Origin of the sequence: Streptomyces caeruleatus, assembly GCF_001514235.1 — a bacterium.
Taxonomy (GTDB): Bacteria; Actinomycetota; Actinomycetes; order Streptomycetales; family Streptomycetaceae; genus Streptomyces; species Streptomyces caeruleatus.
In genome coordinates this window covers 95,749-112,251 of sequence record NZ_KQ948943.1, presented here as the reverse complement: position 1 = coordinate 112,251, position 16,503 = coordinate 95,749, and the positions used below count along the sequence as shown (strand labels likewise).

Annotated in this window: 18 protein-coding genes and 1 pseudogene; 11 read left to right on the top strand and 8 right to left on the bottom strand. The window is 72.3% G+C overall.

Features of this window, described 5'->3' with window-relative positions; translation table 11 throughout:
* The first annotated feature begins 212 nt into the window (after positions 1 to 212).
* The 4 genes from AQJ67_RS40000 to AQJ67_RS39985 all read left to right on the top strand — a co-directional run bounded on the left by AQJ67_RS40000 (position 213) and on the right by AQJ67_RS39985 (position 3,214).
* A complete protein-coding gene (locus AQJ67_RS40000; protein WP_244190752.1) occupies positions 213 to 641 on the top strand; it encodes a DinB family protein in 429 nt (142 codons plus the stop codon).
* A 78-nt stretch (positions 642 to 719) separates the two neighbouring features.
* Positions 720 to 1,442 carry an NUDIX hydrolase gene (locus AQJ67_RS39995; protein WP_062724422.1) on the top strand — a complete coding sequence of 241 codons (723 nt, stop codon included), beginning with the start codon at positions 720 to 722 and terminating at the stop codon, positions 1,440 to 1,442.
* A complete protein-coding gene (locus tag AQJ67_RS39990; RefSeq protein WP_062724421.1) occupies positions 1,439 to 2,461 on the top strand; it encodes an ADP-ribosylglycohydrolase family protein in 1,023 nt (340 codons plus the stop codon). The genes AQJ67_RS39995 and AQJ67_RS39990 overlap by 4 nt, the downstream gene beginning before the upstream one ends.
* 3 nt (positions 2,462 to 2,464) lie before the next feature.
* Entirely contained in the window at positions 2,465 to 3,214 is a 750-nt protein-coding gene (locus tag AQJ67_RS39985; RefSeq protein WP_062724420.1) for a nucleotidyltransferase domain-containing protein, read from the top strand.
* Here the strand turns inward: AQJ67_RS39985 and AQJ67_RS39980 are convergent.
* From AQJ67_RS39980 to AQJ67_RS50870, 3 genes and pseudogenes are all read right to left on the bottom strand, one after another.
* The gene (locus AQJ67_RS39980) at positions 3,140 to 3,883 is read right to left on the bottom strand and encodes a nucleotidyltransferase domain-containing protein (protein ID WP_062724419.1); all 744 of its coding nucleotides are present in this window, start codon (positions 3,881 to 3,883) and stop codon (positions 3,140 to 3,142) included. The two genes, AQJ67_RS39985 and AQJ67_RS39980, sit on opposite strands and share 75 nt — an antisense overlap.
* Before the next feature lie 21 nt (positions 3,884 to 3,904).
* A complete protein-coding gene (locus AQJ67_RS39975; protein ID WP_062724418.1) occupies positions 3,905 to 4,357 on the bottom strand; it encodes a Rieske (2Fe-2S) protein in 453 nt (150 codons plus the stop codon).
* Positions 4,354 to 4,491 (bottom strand): annotated as a pseudogene (locus tag AQJ67_RS50870) (DUF6529 family protein); the annotation flags it as partial. The gene AQJ67_RS39975 and the pseudogene AQJ67_RS50870, both read right to left, overlap by 4 nt.
* Before the next feature lie 116 nt (positions 4,492 to 4,607).
* On the opposite strand from AQJ67_RS50870, the gene aroH reads away from it, so the two are divergent.
* The 5 genes from aroH to der all read left to right on the top strand — a co-directional run bounded on the left by aroH (position 4,608) and on the right by der (position 9,245).
* On the top strand, positions 4,608 to 4,976 hold the full coding sequence (gene aroH, locus AQJ67_RS39970; protein ID WP_062724417.1) for a chorismate mutase: 369 nt from the start codon (positions 4,608 to 4,610) through the stop codon (positions 4,974 to 4,976).
* Complete coding sequence (locus AQJ67_RS39965; RefSeq protein ID WP_062724416.1) at positions 4,973 to 6,058, top strand: prephenate dehydrogenase; 1,086 nt, start codon at positions 4,973 to 4,975, stop codon at positions 6,056 to 6,058. The genes aroH and AQJ67_RS39965 overlap by 4 nt, the downstream gene beginning before the upstream one ends.
* Positions 6,059 to 6,350: 292 nt before the next feature.
* Positions 6,351 to 7,037: a (d)CMP kinase gene (gene cmk, locus AQJ67_RS39960; protein ID WP_062724415.1), complete on the top strand. Its 687-nt coding sequence runs from the start codon at positions 6,351 to 6,353 to the stop codon at positions 7,035 to 7,037.
* A gap of 53 nt (positions 7,038 to 7,090) precedes the next feature.
* Positions 7,091 to 7,693 (top strand): lysophospholipid acyltransferase family protein, encoded by a 603-nt coding sequence (locus AQJ67_RS39955; RefSeq protein ID WP_244190753.1) that lies wholly within the window; start codon positions 7,091 to 7,093, stop codon positions 7,691 to 7,693.
* Positions 7,694 to 7,766: 73 nt separating this feature from the next.
* A complete protein-coding gene (gene der / locus AQJ67_RS39950) occupies positions 7,767 to 9,245 on the top strand; it encodes a ribosome biogenesis GTPase Der (RefSeq protein WP_062724413.1) in 1,479 nt (492 codons plus the stop codon).
* Positions 9,246 to 9,315: 70 nt separating this feature from the next.
* Here the strand turns inward: der and AQJ67_RS39945 are convergent, their stop codons facing one another.
* Both AQJ67_RS39945 and AQJ67_RS39940 read right to left on the bottom strand, forming a co-directional pair.
* Positions 9,316 to 9,669 (bottom strand): hypothetical protein, encoded by a 354-nt coding sequence (locus AQJ67_RS39945; RefSeq protein ID WP_062724412.1) that lies wholly within the window; start codon positions 9,667 to 9,669, stop codon positions 9,316 to 9,318.
* A 101-nt stretch (positions 9,670 to 9,770) separates the two neighbouring features.
* Entirely contained in the window at positions 9,771 to 10,553 is a 783-nt protein-coding gene (locus AQJ67_RS39940; protein ID WP_062724411.1) for a hypothetical protein, read from the bottom strand.
* Positions 10,554 to 11,089: 536 nt separating this feature from the next.
* On the opposite strand from AQJ67_RS39940, the gene AQJ67_RS39935 reads away from it, so the two are divergent.
* Both AQJ67_RS39935 and AQJ67_RS46275 read left to right on the top strand, forming a co-directional pair.
* Positions 11,090 to 11,761 carry a LysM peptidoglycan-binding domain-containing protein gene (locus AQJ67_RS39935; RefSeq protein WP_062724410.1) on the top strand — a complete coding sequence of 224 codons (672 nt, stop codon included), beginning with the start codon at positions 11,090 to 11,092 and terminating at the stop codon, positions 11,759 to 11,761.
* A 116-nt stretch (positions 11,762 to 11,877) separates the two neighbouring features.
* Positions 11,878 to 12,504, top strand: a complete 627-nt coding sequence (locus AQJ67_RS46275) for a transglycosylase family protein (protein WP_079056481.1) — start codon at positions 11,878 to 11,880, stop codon at positions 12,502 to 12,504.
* Here AQJ67_RS46275 and AQJ67_RS39925 read toward each other — a convergent pair.
* From AQJ67_RS39925 to AQJ67_RS39915, 3 genes are read right to left on the bottom strand one after another with little or no spacing between them, the layout of a single operon-like run.
* Positions 12,437 to 13,156 carry an ATP-binding cassette domain-containing protein gene (locus AQJ67_RS39925; protein WP_062724409.1) on the bottom strand — a complete coding sequence of 240 codons (720 nt, stop codon included), beginning with the start codon at positions 13,154 to 13,156 and terminating at the stop codon, positions 12,437 to 12,439. The genes AQJ67_RS46275 and AQJ67_RS39925 overlap by 68 nt on opposite strands.
* Positions 13,153 to 16,002 (bottom strand): branched-chain amino acid ABC transporter permease/ATP-binding protein, encoded by a 2,850-nt coding sequence (locus AQJ67_RS39920; RefSeq protein ID WP_062724408.1) that lies wholly within the window; start codon positions 16,000 to 16,002, stop codon positions 13,153 to 13,155. Before AQJ67_RS39920 ends, AQJ67_RS39925 begins: the two co-directional genes overlap by 4 nt.
* A gap of 11 nt (positions 16,003 to 16,013) precedes the next feature.
* Entirely contained in the window at positions 16,014 to 16,490 is a 477-nt protein-coding gene (locus tag AQJ67_RS39915; protein ID WP_062724407.1) for a hypothetical protein, read from the bottom strand.
* Positions 16,491 to 16,503: the final 13 nt, after the last annotated feature.

Genomic DNA, 16,503 nt, shown 5'->3' with positions numbered 1-16,503 from the left:
CGACAGCGGACACGACTGCGGGGACGAACACGACCGGCCAGGAGGCGCCTCGGACGGCGCCTGAAGGCACGCTGACGGCCTTGCGGGGCCTGTCATGAGCTCCGGGGAGCTGCTGGAGCGTTCGCTCGCCTACGCGCTGGGGAGCGTCGCCGAGGTGGACGCGGGGGAGTCTCGGGGGCCGGACGCCGTGCGCCGGGTGGGATCTGGGGGAGTTGCTCGGGCATCTCGACGACTCCCTGGACGCGCTCTATGAAGGGCTGACGGGCGGGCGGATCGGGCTGTTCCCGCGCACCGACCGGGCCTGCGGCTTCCGTACGCGCGCGTGCGCCGTGCTCGGTGCCTGGGCGGCCGGACCCGCCGGGCAGCGCGTGCTGGTCGGTGAACGGCCGCTGGACGTACGGGTGATGGGCGCCGTCGGTGCCGTCGAGATCGCCGTGCACGGGTGGGACGTCGCCCAGGCCTGCGGTCGGCCCAGGCCCATCCCGGTGTCGCTCGCGGCCGAGCTGCTGAACGTCGCCCGCTGCGTGGTCACCGAGGAGGACCGGGGCGTGCGGTTCGCGCCGCCGGTCGAGGTGCGGCCACGCGCGCGTGCCGACGTCCGGCTGCTGGGCTTCCTGGGGCGTCGCGAGTCCTGTGCGTGAACGGGGGTTGTGGTGACCCCCTCGGCCTCTTTATAGTCGTACTGACTATTAAAGCTGTTGAGGGGGTGAGTGGTTCTCATGGGCACGGCCTACGACAAGTACGCACACGAACCCTTCGCCGTCACCGCCGACCTCGCCGTCCTCACCCTCCGCGACGGCGCCCTGCACGTCCTGCTCGTGGAGCGCGGGCAGGAGCCGTACAAGGGCCACTGGGCCCTGCCCGGCGGATTCGTGCAGCCCGACGAGTCGGCGGAGACGGCGGCCCGGCGTGAACTCGCCGAGGAGACCGGCCTGTCGGACGTCTCCGGGCTGCACCTGGAGCAGTTGCGGACCTACAGCGAGCCCGACCGCGACCCCCGGATGAGAGTCGTCACGGTCGCCTTCACCGCCCTGCTGCCCCATCCTCCCGAACCGCACGGCGGCAGCGACGCGGCCCAGGCGCGCTGGGTGCCGTACGACACGGCCGGACCCCTCGCCTTCGACCACGACCGGATCCTGGCCGACGCCCATGACCGCGTCGGCGCCAAGCTGGAGTACACCGGCCTCGCCACGGCCTTCTGCCCGCCCGAGTTCACGCTCGGCGAGCTGCAACAGGTCTACGAGACGGTGTGGGGCACCGCCCTCGACCGGCCCAACTTCCGCCGCAAGGTCCTCGCCACTGCGGGCTTCGTCGAAGCCGTGCCCGGCGCCGCCCGGCTCACCGGCGGCCGCGGCAAACCGGCCGCGCTGTACCGCGCGGGCACCGCCGCCACCCTCCACCCGCCCCTGCTGCGGCCCACCCCGGAAGGACGCCCCGCATGACCACGACCACCGTCCGCAAGCGCGCCGCCACCGGCTCCCTGCTCGGCCTCGCCCTCGGGGACGCCCTCGGATTTCCGACCGAGTTCAACGACGTCCCTTCGATCCTCGCCAAATGCGGGCCATGGGCCGAGATGGAGCTGCCGACGCCGGCGATCGTCACCGACGACACGCAGATGACGCTGGCGTTGGGGAAGGGGCTGCGGACGGCGACGGACATGGGTGTGCTCGGACCCGACGCGATGGTGGGGCCGGTGCGCGCGGAGTTCATCGCGTGGAACCGCTCACCGGAGAACAACCGCGCCCCCGGCAACACCTGCCTCAGGGCCTGCGACCTGCTGGAGCGCACGGACCTGCCCTGGCAGGACGCCAGCCAGATCGGCTCCAAGGGCTGCGGTGCCAACATGCGCGTGGCTCCGGTCGGGCTCATACCGGGGCTGAGCGACGAACAGCGGGCGGGCGCCGCCCAGTTGCAGTCCGCGCTCACCCACGGCCACCCGACGGCGCTCGCCGCCTCCGACCTCACCGCGCACGCCGTACGCCTCCTCGCGCAGGGCGCCGAGCCGACCGGGCTGGTCGGGCTGCTGCGGTCGTACGCCTACGAGAACCGCGGCCGCTACCACGAGCGCTGGCTCGGCGACCTGTGGACCCGCGGCCAGGACCCGACGCCCGAGCACTTCATCGCGCGCGGCTGGGACGAGTGCCTGGGCGTGCTGGACCGGCTCCAGGAGGCCGTGCGCACCGTCTCGCCCGAGACCGACCCGTGCCTGGCGACCGGTGCGGGCTGGATCGCCGAGGAGGCCCTGGCCACCGGGCTGCTCTGCTTCCTGTGGTTCGTCGACGAGCCGCTGACGGCCCTGCGGCGGGCCGCCTGCACATCCGGTGACTCGGACTCGATCGCGTGCCTGGCCGGCGCGTTCGCGGGCGCCCACCTGGGTGCCGAGGCGTGGCCGACGGAGTGGGCGGACCGCATCGAGTACCGGGGCGACCTGCTGACCCTCGGAGCGCTCTGGGACGCTTGACGGATGATCGACGCCCTGGACATCGACCTCGCGCCCGTCGTCGCCGAGCAGCCCGATCCGGTGCTGTTCGCGACGGTCTCCGGCGCGCATCTGTACGGCTTCCCGTCGCGCGACTCGGACGTCGACCTGCGGGGCGTGCACCTGCTGCCCACCGCCGACCTCGTCGGGTTGCGGGAGCCGGACGAGACGCGGTCGCGGATGTGGGTGCGGGACGGCGTCGAGATGGACCTGGTCACACACGACCTGCGCAAGTTCGTACGGCTGATGCTGCGCCGCAACGGCTATGTCCTGGAGCAGCTGCTCTCGCCGCTCGTCGTGCACACCACGGACGCCCACCGGGAGCTGGCCGGGCTGGCGCCGGGCGTGCTCACCAGCCATCACGCCCATCACTACCGGGGCTTCGCCACTACCCAGTGGCGGCTGTTCGAGAAGACCGGCGAGCTGAAGCCGCTGCTCTACACCTTCCGTGTGCTGCTCACCGGCATCCACCTGATGCGCACTGGCGAGGTGCAGCCGCATCTGCCGACGCTGATCGGGGAGGTCGACGCCCCCGGCTACCTGCCGGAGCTGATCACCGCCAAGGCCGAGCAGGAGCACGGAGCCGCCGACGTCGACCACGCGCGCGTGGCGGCCGACGTGGAGCGGCTGCACGGTGCGCTGGACGAGGCGCAGGCCGCCTCAGCGCTGCCCGATGCCCCGGCCGTCCACGACGCCCTGCACGCCTTCGTCGTACGGACCCGGCTGGAGAGCTGACGCGCGGCGGACGCCGATCAGGAAGTCCTCGACCCGGCGGCGGTCCGGCTCGGCCGGGAGCGGGCTGTGACGGCAGGCCTCCTCCGCCTCCCGCGCCAGGCGGTTCATCCGGGACTCCACCTCCGGCCACGTGACCTCGCCGCGCTTGACCTCCAGCAGCGCCTCGCGCCGGTCGCCGACGTCGATCGTGAGGCGGCCGGTGCGCAGCAGGTCGCGGGCGCTCGTCAGGAGGCGCAGGAGGTGCATCGCGTGCTTCCAGCGCGGGGCGCCGTGGGAGCGGACGTCCGCCTCCAGCTTCTTGCGCTGGCCCAGCGCGTAACGCGTGAACGTCTCCAGGGCCTGCCGGGACAGGAACGCCTCGCGCAGGGCGAGCAGCTCGCGGCCCGTGTCGTCGACGTACTCCACGAGCGGGGAGTGCAGGCACTCCAGGATGTTCGGGTTGGCGCGCAGGGCCAGCTCGCAGAAGCGTTCCAGCTCCCAGCTGAACTGTTCCTCCAGCGGGCCGTCGACGTGCGTCGGCGGCTTGTCGAAGCGCCAGAAGAGCGGCGTCGGGGCGAGGAAGACGCCGCGGCGGTCGGTGTCGCTGCCGTCCGTCGCCAGACCGAAGGCGCGCGAGCCCATCACGCAGGCGTAGATCGTGTGGTCGCGGACCAGGGTCTCGGGGCGCATGCCCGGAGCGTACGCGGCGGATCAGACCAGGCGGATCGAATTTCCGTCCACGGTGATCTTCTTCTCGGGCAGCGGCCGCGTCGCCGGCGGATGGGCCACCGAGCCGTCCGTGATGTTGAACTTGCTGCCGTGGCACGGACAGTTGATCGTGCCGTCCGCGACCGTCGCGACCGTGCACTGCTGATGCGTGCAGATGGCGGAGAAGCCCTTGAACTGGCCGGTCTCGGGCTGGGTCACCACCACCTTGTCGTCGGCGAAGATCTTGCCGCCGCCCACCGGGATCTCGGACGTGGTGGCCAGCTCCTTGCCCTCCTGGCCGGTCTGACCGTCCTGGTCGTCCTGGCCGGGGGAGGTGGTGGAGGTCGAGGCGGAGTCGCCGTCGCCGTCGGAATCGCCACAGCCCGCGACGAGCGCCGTCGCGCCTGTCGCGCCCGTCGCGATGAGGATCGTGCGCCGCGTCGGACGGTAGGTCATGTCGTCACTCCGAAAGTGCGGAAGAACCAGAGGGCGCCGGGAAGTCGCTCCGAGCGGAGCAACAGCATCTTTGCACCTAAAGCGCCGAAGGCGAAACAACTTGGGGCATAGTGCAGGAGAACGGGCGTTTCGTGCATTCGTCAAGGCGGGTCGGGTTGTCTCAGGGGGCGGGCGAGATGGGTCCGGCGCACCCGGGCTGACTAGGCTGGACAGCCGAAGAGTGATCCGTACGTCAGCAAGGAGCAGTGCCGTGGCGGTACGAGCGGTCCGGGGGGCCGTCCAGCTGGAGCGGGACGAGGCCGGCCACATGGACGAGCAGGTCGGTGCCCTGCTCACCGCGATCCTGGAGCGGAACGACCTCACCGCGGACGACCTGATCAGCGTCTGGTTCACGGCCACGCCCGATCTGCACAGCGACTTCCCGGCGGCCGCCGCCCGCAAGCTCGGCAGCGGCTTCGCCGACGTCCCGTTGATCTGCGCCCAGGAACTGGACATCGAGGGCGCCATGCCCCGGGTCGTTCGGGTCCTCGCGCACATCGAGTCCGACAAGCCCCGCGCCGACATCGCGCACGTCTACCTCGGCGCCGCGGCCGCCCTGCGCAAGGACATCGCCCAGTGAGAACCGCACTCGTCATCGGCACCGGCCTCATCGGTACGTCCGCCGCCCTCGCGCTGGCCAGGCGGGGGGTCACCGTCCACCTCGCCGACCACGACCCCGAGCAGGCCCGGACGGCGGCCGCGCTCGGCGCCGGCACGGACGAGGCGCCCGAGGGCCCCGTGGACCTCGCGATCGTCGCCGCCCCGCCCGCGCACGTGGCCGGTGTCCTCGCCGACGTCATGCGCCGGGGTGTGGCCCGCGGCTACCTCGACGTGGCCAGCGTCAAGGGCGGGCCGCGCCGTGAGCTGGACGCGCTCGGGCTCGACCTGTCGTCGTACATCGGTACGCATCCCATGTCGGGCCGGGAGAAGTCCGGGCCGCTGGCCGCGACCGGCGACCTCTTCGAGGGGCGGCCCTGGGTGCTGACGCCGACCCGGGACACCGACACCGAGGTGCTGAACCTCGCCCTGGAGCTGGTCTCGCACTGCCGGGCCGTGCCGGTCGTGATGGACGCCGACGCCCACGACCGCGCGGTCGCGCTCGTGTCCCACATGCCGCATCTGATGTCCAGCATGGTCGCCGCGCGGCTGGAGAACGCCGAGGAGACGGCCGTACGGCTGTGCGGTCAGGGCATCCGTGATGTGACGCGGATCGCCGCGTCCGATCCCGGCATGTGGATCGACATCCTCTCCGCGAACCCCGGGCCCGTCGCCGATCTGCTCACGGACGTCGCCGCCGATCTGGAGGAGACGGTGCGGGCGCTGCGGGCCCTGCAGTCCTCCGACGAGGACAAGCGGGTGAAGGGGACGGCCGGTATCGAGGGCGTGCTGCGGCGGGGGAACGCGGGGCAGGTACGCGTGCCCGGCAAGCACGGGGCCGCTCCGCGGGTCTACGAGGTGGTCGCCGTGCTCATCGACGACCAGCCGGGGCAGTTGGCGCGGATCTTCGCGGACGCGGGGCGGGCCGGGGTCAACATCGAGGATGTGCGGATCGAGCACGCGACGGGGCAGCAGGCCGGTCTGGTGCAGCTGATGGTGGAGCCCAAGGCCGCGCCGGTTCTGTCGGCGTCGTTGCGGGAGCGGGGCTGGGCGATCCGGCAGTAGCGGATTCTCGCCCCCGCCGCCCCTACCCGTCCCGTCCCTGGGGGCTGCGCCCCCAGACCCCCGCTGTCGGCCCTTCGGGCCTCGTCCTCAAACGCCGGACGGGCTGATCAATTCAGCCCCTCCGGCGTTTGAGGAGCGGGGTCTGGGGCGGAGCCCCAGAAGGATGGGACGGGTAGGGGCGGCGGGGGCGAACCCTGTGCGGCCGGACGAGTGAGTTGAACCCAGTAACCTTGTGCGGGGCGCCCTCGCGTCCCCGCACTCCCGTCACACCGCATCTGGAAGGTGTCCCCCCGTGGAAAACGGTGCCGCCAAGCCCGTGATTGTCGCCATCGACGGCCCCTCCGGCACGGGCAAGTCGAGCACGTCGAAGGCCGTTGCCGCGCAGCTCGGGCTCAGCTACCTCGACACCGGCGCCCAGTACCGGGCGATCACCTGGTGGATGGTGACCAACGGGATCGACATCGAGGACCCCTCCGCCATCGCCGCCGTGGCCGGCAAGCCCGAGATCGTCTCCGGCACCGAGCCGGGCAACCCGACGATCACGGTGGACGGCACCGACGTGGCCGGGCCGATCCGCACCCAGGAGGTCACCTCCAAGGTCAGCGCGGTCAGTGCCGTGCCGGAGGTGCGGGCCCGGATCACCGAGCTGCAGCGCTCCCTGGCCAAGTCCGCGGAGATCGGCATCGTCGTCGAGGGCCGTGACATCGGTACGACCGTGCTGCCCGACGCCGACCTGAAGATCTTCCTCACCGCCTCCCCGGAGGCCCGCGCCGCCCGCCGCAGCGGTGAGCTGAAGGGCGCCGACGTCAACGCGACCAGGGAGGCGCTGATCAAGCGCGACGCGGCCGACTCCAGCCGCAAGACCTCGCCGCTCGCCAAGGCCGACGACGCGGTCGAGGTGGACACCACCGAGCTCACCCTGTCGCAGGTCATCGAGTGCGTCGTCACGCTCGTCGAGGAGAAGCGGGCCGGAAAGTGACGCAGGCTTCGGAGCGGGGCGCCGAGGTCGGGCGGCGGATCGGCGTCGGCCTGATGTACGGGCTGTGGAAGCCGCGCGTGCTCGGCGCCTGGAAGGTGCCCGCGAGCGGTCCGGTGATCTTCGCCGTCAACCACTCGCACAACATAGACGGCCCGATGGTCATGGGCGTGGCGCCCCGGCCGACGCACTTCCTGATCAAGAAGGAGGCGTTCATCGGGCCGCTGGATCCGTTCCTGACCGGGATCGGCCAGCTGAAGGTGGACCGCGACACCACCGACCGTACGGCGATCACCCGGGCCCTCGACGTCCTCTCGGCCGGCGGCGTCCTCGGGATCTTCCCGGAGGGCACCCGGGGCGAGGGCGACTTCGCCTCCCTGCGTGCCGGGCTCGCCTACTTCGCCGTGCGCAGCGGGGCGCCCATCGTCCCGGTCGCCGTACTGGGAAGTTCCGAGAAGCGGGGACGGTTGATGAAGGGGCTGCCTCCGCTGCGCAGCCGTATCGACGTCGTCTTCGGCGACCCCTTCGAGGCGGGCGACGGCAGCGGACGACGTACGCGCAAGGCGCTGGACGAGGCGACCGAGCGCATCCAGAAGCAGCTCAGCGCACACCTGGAAAACGCCAGGCGACTGACCGGTCGCCGGGCGACACTGAAGTAACTGAGTAGTGGATCAGCCGGGGGACACCCGGTGTTCCACCGATCACCACGATGAACGACGAGGTACGGACTTCATGAACGACCACATCCACTCCGAGGGCTCGCTCGAAGAGCACGACCACGGAGAGCTTGGCGATGCCGAGTACGCGGAGTTCATGGAGCTCGCCGCGGAAGAGGGCTTCGATCTCGAGGAGGTCGAGGGCGCGATCGAGGCGGCCGGTCACGGTCCGCTGCCCGTGCTCGCCGTCGTCGGACGACCCAATGTCGGCAAGTCGACTCTGGTCAACCGGATCATCGGCCGCCGCGAGGCCGTCGTCGAGGACAAGCCCGGCGTCACCCGCGACCGCGTGACCTACGAGGCCGAGTGGGCCGGGCGCCGCTTCAAGGTCGTCGACACCGGCGGCTGGGAGCAGGACGTCCTCGGCATCGACGCCTCCGTGGCCGCGCAGGCCGAGTACGCCATCGAGGCCGCCGACGCCGTCGTGTTCGTCGTCGACGCCAAGGTCGGCGCCACCGACACCGACGAGGCGGTCGTACGACTGCTGCGCAAGGCCGGCAAGCCCGTGGTGCTGGCCGCCAACAAGGTGGACGGCCCGAGCGGCGAGGCCGACGCGACGTATCTGTGGTCCCTCGGACTCGGCGAACCGCACCCGGTCTCCGCGCTGCACGGCCGCGGCACCGGCGACATGCTGGACGCCGTCCTGGAGGCGCTGCCGGAGGCCCCCGCGCAGACCTTCGGCGGGGCCGGGGTCGGCGGCCCGCGCCGTATCGCGCTCATCGGCCGCCCGAACGTCGGCAAGTCCTCCCTGCTGAACAAGGTGGCGGGCGAGGAGCGCGTCGTCGTCAACGAGCTGGCCGGCACCACCCGCGACCCGGTCGACGAGCTCATCGAACTGGGCGGTGTCACCTGGAAGTTCGTCGACACGGCGGGCATCCGCAAGCGCGTCCACCTCCAGCAGGGCGCCGACTACTACGCCTCGCTGCGCACCGCCGCCGCCGTCGAGAAGGCCGAGGTGGCGGTCATCCTGATCGACGCCGCCGACTCCATCTCGGTCCAGGACCAGCGGATCGTGACGATGGCCGTCGAGGCCGGACGCGCGATGGTCATCGCCTACAACAAGTGGGACACCCTCGACGAGGAGCGCCGCTACTACCTGGAGCGGGAGATCGAGACCGAGTTCGGCCAGGTCGCCTGGGCGCCGCGGGTCAACGTCTCCGCGCGCACCGGCCGGCACATGGAGAAGCTGGTCCCCGCGATCGAGGCCGCCCTCGCCGGCTGGGAGACCCGCGTCCCCACGGGCCGCCTCAACGCCTTCCTCGGTGAGCTGGTCGCCGCCCACCCGCACCCGATCCGGGGCGGCAAGCAGCCGCGCATCCTCTTCGGCACCCAGGCCGGCACCAAGCCCCCGCGGTTCGTCCTCTTCGCCTCCGGCTTCATCGAGGCGGGCTACCGCCGCTTCATCGAACGCCGGCTGCGCGAGGAGTTCGGCTTCGAGGGCACGCCGATCCATATCTCCGTTCGCGTGCGCGAGAAGCGCGGCAAGAAGAAGTAGCGGCGAGCAGCAGCCGACATGACGGAAGGGCGGCCCTCAGCGGGCCGCCCTTCCGTCGTGTTCAGTCTGTTCAGCCTCTGCGCGCCGGCGGCAGCGCGGCCGGGACGTGGTGCATCCCCGTGTTGCCCTGCGGACCGATGTGGCCGACGCGCTGCCACTGCGGCTGCTGGTTGTTGCCGTGCCGGGCGCTGTGGGCGCCCGCGCTGTAGGCACTGTACGAGCTGCTGAACGACCCCGGGCGATGGCCGCCGTACGTGCCGGTACTGCGCTGGATGTTCCCGAACGCGACGAACCCCAGGTCCTCCTCACCGCTGCGATCACCCGGCAGCGAACGGAAGGACTTGACGTACTCGGCGTAGAGCGCGTCGTAGATCGGCGTGGGCGAGGGGCCGCCCTGGTGGCGGGGAACGTCGTATGCATGCACGTATGTCCAAACGACCCGGCACGGGAAGAGATGCGGCCGGGTATCGCCCCGAAGGGGCGCGGGGCTGTGTCGATGTGCGGGTCCCCGCTGAGCGGGCGCCCTCAGGTTCCCGCCAGAGGCAGAGCCGCCCCCACCAACTTCCCGTTCGCCGCCGCCTTGTCCAACGCGTCCCGCAACAGATCCTCCCGGGGCTGGCGTCCGATGGACCCCACCGGCGCCGCGAACATCAGCACCTGCTGGTGCTTGTTGGCGGCGGCCCGCCAGCCGTCGGTCACCTGAAGCGGCTGATGCGCCTGCCACCAGGCGACGGGCTGGCTCCCGTTCGGCCCCGGCTGCAGCACCGCGTGCAGCTGCCCCATCGCCAGCAGTACCGACCAGCCGTGCAGCACCGGCGGCACATCGGTCAGTTCCGTCACCGGCATGAACCCCTGCTCGATGAGCAGCGGCAGGAAGTCGTCCCCGGCGTCGACCGCCCCGGGGCGCACGATGGGCCCGGTCGGCTCCACGACCAGGGCGGGGTGCAGCTCCCCGGCGATCAGCACCAGCCCGCTGGTCACGCCGAGCACGGCCTGCTCCGGCACGATCGTCTCCGGCTCCAGATCGACGCGGTCACCGGTGATGGACTTCACGGCGCCCCGCAGCTGCTCCTCGGTGACCTGGACGACCTGGGAGGGCAGGCAGGTGGCGTGGGCGAAGGCGAGGACTGCGGTCTCGTCCCCGATGAACAGGACGGTGCTGGTGCGCTCCTGTTCGGAGTCGCCCGGGGTGCGGCAGGAGGTGCAGTCGTAACTGCCCGGGGCGTTCTCTCCGGCGAGCAGCCGGTCGGCCTCTTCGTCGCCGATCTCGGCACGTACCTCGTCGCTGACGTCGAGCATGCGCGGCACGGGTGGCTCCCTCGGGATGTGGCGTGGCGGGGCCGGGTGGCTCCCGGCCCGTGAACCGGGCGGCTCCCGGGCTCATGAAGAAGACAACGGACGATCTGTGGCGGGAGTCACGCACCACGGCGAACGGAATCGAACCATCCATCGCGCACCGTCACGCCCGGTGCGGAATCGCCCACTCACGGTCAACTCCTCGGAGAACAAAGGAGGTTGGTTGCGTGTGGTGTGTCACAGATCGTCAGGGGGTCTGGTCGACAAATCCTGAAATCAGCGAATGAAGTGGGTGGCCGAAAATCGCCGATACCTGGGGTAACGGCGAACTGGCCTGGAGTGACAAGGAGTTGGTTGATGCCGAACGGCCGCTGTCCCTAGATTCCTCGGCCGTGTGCAACGAGCACCGCTCGGGTACGTCCGCCGAACCGCACCAGCCAGCGCACAGCACCACCTCCGGCGGACGGGGCCGCGCCGCTCACCCGCCCCATGGCGTGGCGAGTGGCGTCCAGCCTTGGGGGACCCCGAGTGCTTCGAGAGGGAACTACATGTCCGAATGTGCCGATAACACGCGCGACAACACTCGGAAGGCGCCGAAGGCTTCGGCTCCGAACGGGAACCGGACCCGTACGACGGCGGTCCTCGCTGGAGCGGCACTGCTCGCTCCGCTCGGGCTGCTGGCCGCGACCGGCAACGCCGCGGCGGCGGACAGCGCAGTGTGGGACCGCATCGCCCAGTGCGAGAGCGGCGGCAACTGGCACATCAACACCGGCAACGGCTACTACGGCGGACTGCAGTTCGCCGCCTCCACCTGGCGCGCCTACGGCGGCACGGCGTACGCGCCGACGGCCGACCGGGCGAGCAAGGACCAGCAGATCGCCGTGGCGACCAAGGTGCAGCGCGCCCAGGGATGGGGCGCGTGGCCGACCTGTTCGGCCCGGGCCGGAGCGTCCGGGAGCGCACCCGCGGCTTCCGCCGCCGGCTCGGCCCCCTCCGCACCCAAGGCGGCCCCGTCCACTTCGGCGCAGACGCCGGAGCGTTCGGCGGGGCACACGAACCGCAGCTCGTCCCGCGGGGACTACACCGTCCGTACGGGCGACACGCTGAGCGGCATCGCCGCCCGGCACGGGACCACCTGGCGGCAGCTCTACGCCGCCAACCAGTCCGTCATCGGCGCTGATCCCCATCTGATCGTGCCCGGGCAGCGTCTCGAACTCTGAGTGTCGCTCCCTGGCCAGGGCACCGTGCCCCGCCCGGTCCGCCGACCGGGTGGGGCACCCGCTCCCGTCGGACGCGCCGCCCCGGAAGGTCGCAATAAGCTGCCTAGCGTGCTCATATGAAATGCACACCGCTCAAGATCGTCCTGGTCGCCGCCCTGTTCACCGCCGTGGCTCCGGGAACGTCGAACGCCACGCACGCGTCGAACGCCACGCAGGTGACGCGTCCGTCGAACGCCACACACGCGACGCACACAGCGCGCGCCACATATGCCACCCGCGCCAGTCATACGGCGCCGCGACCGGCCCCCGGACCGCCGCCCAAACGCGTGGCGTACGAGTGTGCCAAGGACCAATGGCCCTGGGGCTGCGTCGCCAAGTGCGAGAGCGGCGGGAACTGGCACATCAACACCGGCAACGGCCACTACGGGGGGCTGCAGTTCTCGCAGTCGACCTGGGAGGCTTTCGGCGGGACGAAGTACGCCGAACGGGCGGATCTCGCCACCCGTCAGCAGCAGATCGCGATCGCCCGGAAGGTGGCGGCCTCGCAGGGATGGGGTGCGTGGCCGCACTGCTCCAGGCGGTACGGGCTCAAGGGCCGCCTGGACATGGCCAAACAGAGCGTCACGGAGCAGCTGACGGAGAAGACCTCGCTGCTCATCCGGAAGGGGTCGACGCTCATCCGGAAGGGATCGACCCGGTTCGGCGCGCGGCACGGCGCTCCCATTCGCCCGACTCGCCGCTGAACACGACCGCGCCGCGCCGCAGTTCGTGGACGAGTGCCGCCCGGCCGTGCAGGACGGGCGGCAGTCGTTGCTCGGCGACGACCACACACGCGTGGAGTTCGCTCAGCAGCCTGTACGTGCGAGCGGCCACCGTGGGTGACATGCCCTGCGTGGGCTCGTCCACGAGCACGACACGCGCGCGTGCCGACAGGGCACGGGAGAGGGCGAGCATGCGCTGCTCGCCGCCGGACAGGGTGCCGGCGCGGCGGATGAGGAGGGGTTCGAGGCCGGGATAGGCGTCGAGGGCGATGTCGTACGAACCGGCCGCGAGTTCGAGGTGCTCGCGCACGGTGAGGGAGGCGAACACCGCCTGCCGTTCGGGGACCAGGCACAGTCCGCGGCGGGCCCGCTCGTGCGCGGGCACACGGGTCACGTCGGTGCCGTCCCAGAACACCGCGCCGCCGGACAGGGGCACGGTTCCGGCGAGGGCACGCAGGGCGGTCGTACGGCCGGAGCCGTTGCGGCCCAGCAGCACGGTGAGGCCGGGGCCGGGGGCGGTGAGGGTGACGCCGTGGAGGGCCTCCAAGGGGCCGTAGCGCACGCGCGCGTTGTGCAGGGAGATCTTGGTCGCGGGCGCGGGCGCGGGCGCGGGCGTGGGCGGGTTCGGGGTCATGCGGGGGGCTCCTGGGGGCCTGCCGTGTCGAGGACGCGGTCGGGAGGGCCCGAGGCGATGATGCGGCCCGCCGCCATGACGTGCACGGTGTCGGCGACGTCGGCGACCAGGTCCAGGTCGTGTTCGACGACCAGCAGGGCCATGCCGTCGGCGGCGAGGGCCTTCAGGACGCGGGTCAGTGCGGTGACTTCGGCGGTGTCGAGGCCGGCGGCGGGCTCGTCGAGGAGCAGTACGCGCGGGTTGCCCGCGAGGGCTCTGGCCAGTTCTACGCGTCTCAGTGTGCCGGTGGGGAGGTCTGCTGCGGGGAGAGCTCTCACGGGGCCGTCGAGTCCCAGGAGTCGGAGGGAACGTTCGACGGCGGACGGGTCTCGGGTTCTTCCCTGCTCGGCGCCTACGCGGACGTTCTCGGCGACGGTCAGGGAGGGGAAGACGGCGAGTTGCTGGAAGGTGCGGGCGATGCCCAGGCGGGTGCGGGTGTGTGCGGGGAGGTGGGTGATGTCGTGGGGGCCCAGGTGGACTTGGCCGTGGGTGGGGTGGTGGGTGCCGGCGAGGCAGTGGAACAGGGTGGATTTGCCTGCGCCGTTGGGGCCGATGACGGCGGTGACCCTGCCGGGTGGGACGGTGACGGTCACGTCGTCGAGGGCGGTGAAGCCGTTGTAGTGGGCCTGGAGGTGGTGGGTGGTGAGGGGGGTGGGTTCTGGTGCGGGTGTGTGGGTGGGCACGCGGCCTTCGGCCGCGTTGGGGGTCCCACCCGCACCACCCGTGCTGCTTTCGTCGTCGGGTGCGGGTGGCCCTTGTGGGGGTTCAGCGCCGTCGGCGGCCGCGGCCGGGTGGGGGGTCGCTGTCGGGCTGGGGTCTGCGGGGCTGGGGCCTGAGGGGCTGGCCGGAGTGGAGAGCGTCCGCCGCGCTACGCCTGACGCTGTCGGGCCTGTCGGGCCTGTCGGGCCTGTCGGGCCTGTCGGGCCCGTCAGCCCCGTGAAGCTCCGCCCGGGCGTAACCCCCCGCCCCACCTGCCGCAACCGCCCGCGCACCCCCATCCCCAGCGGCGTCAACCCCGTCCTCCGCCTCCTGCGGGACCGCCATGCCTCGTGCGGGCCCTCGGGGAAGCGGCCCACCAGTGCCGCCAGGATGCCGATCAGGGCCGCTGCCACGCCGCCGCGGGTGCCTGCGTCGAGGCCGACCAGGAGGGCTGCGGCGGCCAGGGCGCCGAGGGTGCTGTCGGCGCCGAGGACGATGACCGCGGCGAACCAGAGGAGGCCGCGGACGGGGTCGTAGGCGGACGGGTCGAAGGCGCGCAGGCCCATGCCGAGCAGGCCGCCGCCCAGGGCTGCGAGGGCGGCGCCCGCGACGAAGGCCAGGAGTTTGAGGGAGGGGACCTGGACGCCTGCCGCCGATGCCCCGGACTCGTGGTCGCGCATCGCGGCCAGGGCCCGGCCCGTGCGGCCCCGGCGCAGCAGCCAGGTCGTGAGGAGGGCGGCGCCGAGGAGCAGCAGTTCGAGGACGTAGTACGCGCGGTCGCCCTCGAAGCCCGCCGGGCGGTTCAGGGAGAGGCCCGAGATCGCGTACGGCTGGGTGAAGACGAAGCGGCTCACGCCGACGCCGACCGCGAAGGTCACCAGCGCCAACGCCAGGCCCCGGCGGCTGATCGCGGGCCAGCCGGTGAGCAGGCCCAGGGGAGCCACCAGGACGACCGCCAGGGTCAGGGCCGCGAGCTCCGGCAGGCGGGGCAGGCCCGGGAGGCGGCCCGCCGCCAGCAGGGCCGTGAACAGGGCGCCGAGGCCCGCGTAGGCCGCTTGGCCGAGGGAGATCTGGCCGCCGCGGCCCGTGACGACCACCAGGGACAGGAGCACCACGGCCAGCGCCGGCACCTGCACCGACGTATGCAGGTCCGAGCCCGCGAAGCCGAGGGGGAGGAGGAAGAGCACGAGCGCCACGATCCAGGCGCCCGGAGGTGTCGGTACGCGCGCGGTGGCCGTGCGGGGCAGGGCGTCGCGGGCGCCGACCGGGGGGAGGGCCAGGGCCGCGATCAGCAGGGCGACGACGAAGAGGTTCGTGCCGACGGCTTGGAGGAGGGGTGCGCCCCAGCCGGACGGGTGCAGGCGCGTCAGCTGGCTCTGGGCGACCCCGATCGTCACGGCCGTCAGTACCGCGACCGGCAGGCTGCGCATCCGGGCGGCCACCGCGACCGCGACGACCTCCATGACCAGCAGCGGCATGCCGTACGGGTCCAGACGCACGTACGGCGCCAGCAGGACGCCCGTCAGGCCCGCCGTGAACGAGCCGAAGGCCCAGCCCGCCGCCGCCACCCGGTCCGCGTCGATACCCCCGAGGACGGCCAGTTGCCGGTCGTCCACCACGGCGCGCAGTTCGCGGCCGAAGCGCGTCCAGCGGATGACCGCCGTGACACCGGCCGCCAGCAGCAGCGCCACCGCCAGTTGGCCCCACGGGTCCGCCGACACCAGTTCCGGCGCGTCGTCCCGTGCCCCCTGGCCCCAGAGCAGCACCGCGCCGCCCACCAGCAGCACGAACACGCCGATGGACGCGACCAGGGTCTGCGCCGGGTCGCCGCCCAGGACGGCCAGCGGGCGGAAGACGAACCGTTCCAGCACCACCCCGATGCCGGGCGCCAGGACCAGCAGCGTCACCGTCGCGCCCGCCCACAGCGGCCAGCCCCACTCGACCACGCAACCGCGCAGCGCGTACGCGCACACCATGGCGATGGCGCCGTGCGCGAAGTTCAGCACGCCGGTCGCCCGGTACGTCACGACCAGGCCGATCCCGGTGAGCGCGGCGGCGCCGCCGACCGACAGACCGGCCAGTGTGAGGTCGTACGTCAGCGAGGACATCGGCGTCCGCCTCAGTCGTCCGCTTCGGCGGGCTCACAGATCGGGCACGGGCCCAGCTCGCCGCTGCGCACCAGTTTCGCGTCGACGGGCACGGCCTCCGCCTTCCCGGCGACCAGCGGGCAGTCCGCGCGGTGCCAGAGGGTGCCGCCGGGCACCATCAGCAGGTCCCCGCTGACCGCCTGCGGAGCCGCGGCCGCCTGCCCGGACTCCTCGGCGTCGGCCGGTTCCACGGCCACCAGAAGGCCGTACAGCTCCTCCACGCGCGCGGCGGCGAGCGCTCCCCGGCCGTGGGTCAGCAGCACCGACCCGGCGATGATCAGCGCGGCGCCGGGGACCGTGCAGGACGCGAGGTACGGCAGCTGCCGCTCGGCGAACCGCTCGCCGGAGACGCCGTACCAGCCGATGACGCACAGCACCGCGCCGGCGGCGAGCGCGGCCCAGCCGGCCCACCGGACGGGGTGCACGGTCCGCAGTCGCGCTGTCCGCATCGCTGGCTCCCAC

Bases quoted from the DNA above. Each gene is read 5' to 3' on its own strand.
- AQJ67_RS46275 (WP_079056481.1), top strand. From the start codon at position 11,878: ATGAAATGCACACCGCTCAAGATCGTCCTGGTCGCCGCCCTGTTCACC.
- AQJ67_RS39955 (WP_244190753.1), top strand. From the start codon at position 7,091: ATGTACGGGCTGTGGAAGCCGCGCGTGCTCGGCGCCTGGAAGGTGCCC.
- AQJ67_RS39935 (WP_062724410.1), top strand. From the start codon at position 11,090: ATGTCCGAATGTGCCGATAACACGCGCGACAACACTCGGAAGGCGCCG.
- AQJ67_RS39915 (WP_062724407.1), bottom strand. From the start codon at position 16,490: ATGCGGACAGCGCGACTGCGGACCGTGCACCCCGTCCGGTGGGCCGGC.
- AQJ67_RS39925 (WP_062724409.1), bottom strand. From the start codon at position 13,156: ATGACCCCGAACCCGCCCACGCCCGCGCCCGCGCCCGCGCCCGCGACC.
- AQJ67_RS39975 (WP_062724418.1), bottom strand. From the start codon at position 4,357: ATGACCTACCGTCCGACGCGGCGCACGATCCTCATCGCGACGGGCGCG.
- AQJ67_RS39985 (WP_062724420.1), top strand. From the start codon at position 2,465: ATGATCGACGCCCTGGACATCGACCTCGCGCCCGTCGTCGCCGAGCAG.
- AQJ67_RS39980 (WP_062724419.1), bottom strand. From the start codon at position 3,883: ATGCGCCCCGAGACCCTGGTCCGCGACCACACGATCTACGCCTGCGTG.
- AQJ67_RS39995 (WP_062724422.1), top strand. From the start codon at position 720: ATGGGCACGGCCTACGACAAGTACGCACACGAACCCTTCGCCGTCACC.
- AQJ67_RS39990 (WP_062724421.1), top strand. From the start codon at position 1,439: ATGACCACGACCACCGTCCGCAAGCGCGCCGCCACCGGCTCCCTGCTC.
- AQJ67_RS39920 (WP_062724408.1), bottom strand. From the start codon at position 16,002: ATGTCCTCGCTGACGTACGACCTCACACTGGCCGGTCTGTCGGTCGGC.
- der (WP_062724413.1), top strand. From the start codon at position 7,767: ATGAACGACCACATCCACTCCGAGGGCTCGCTCGAAGAGCACGACCAC.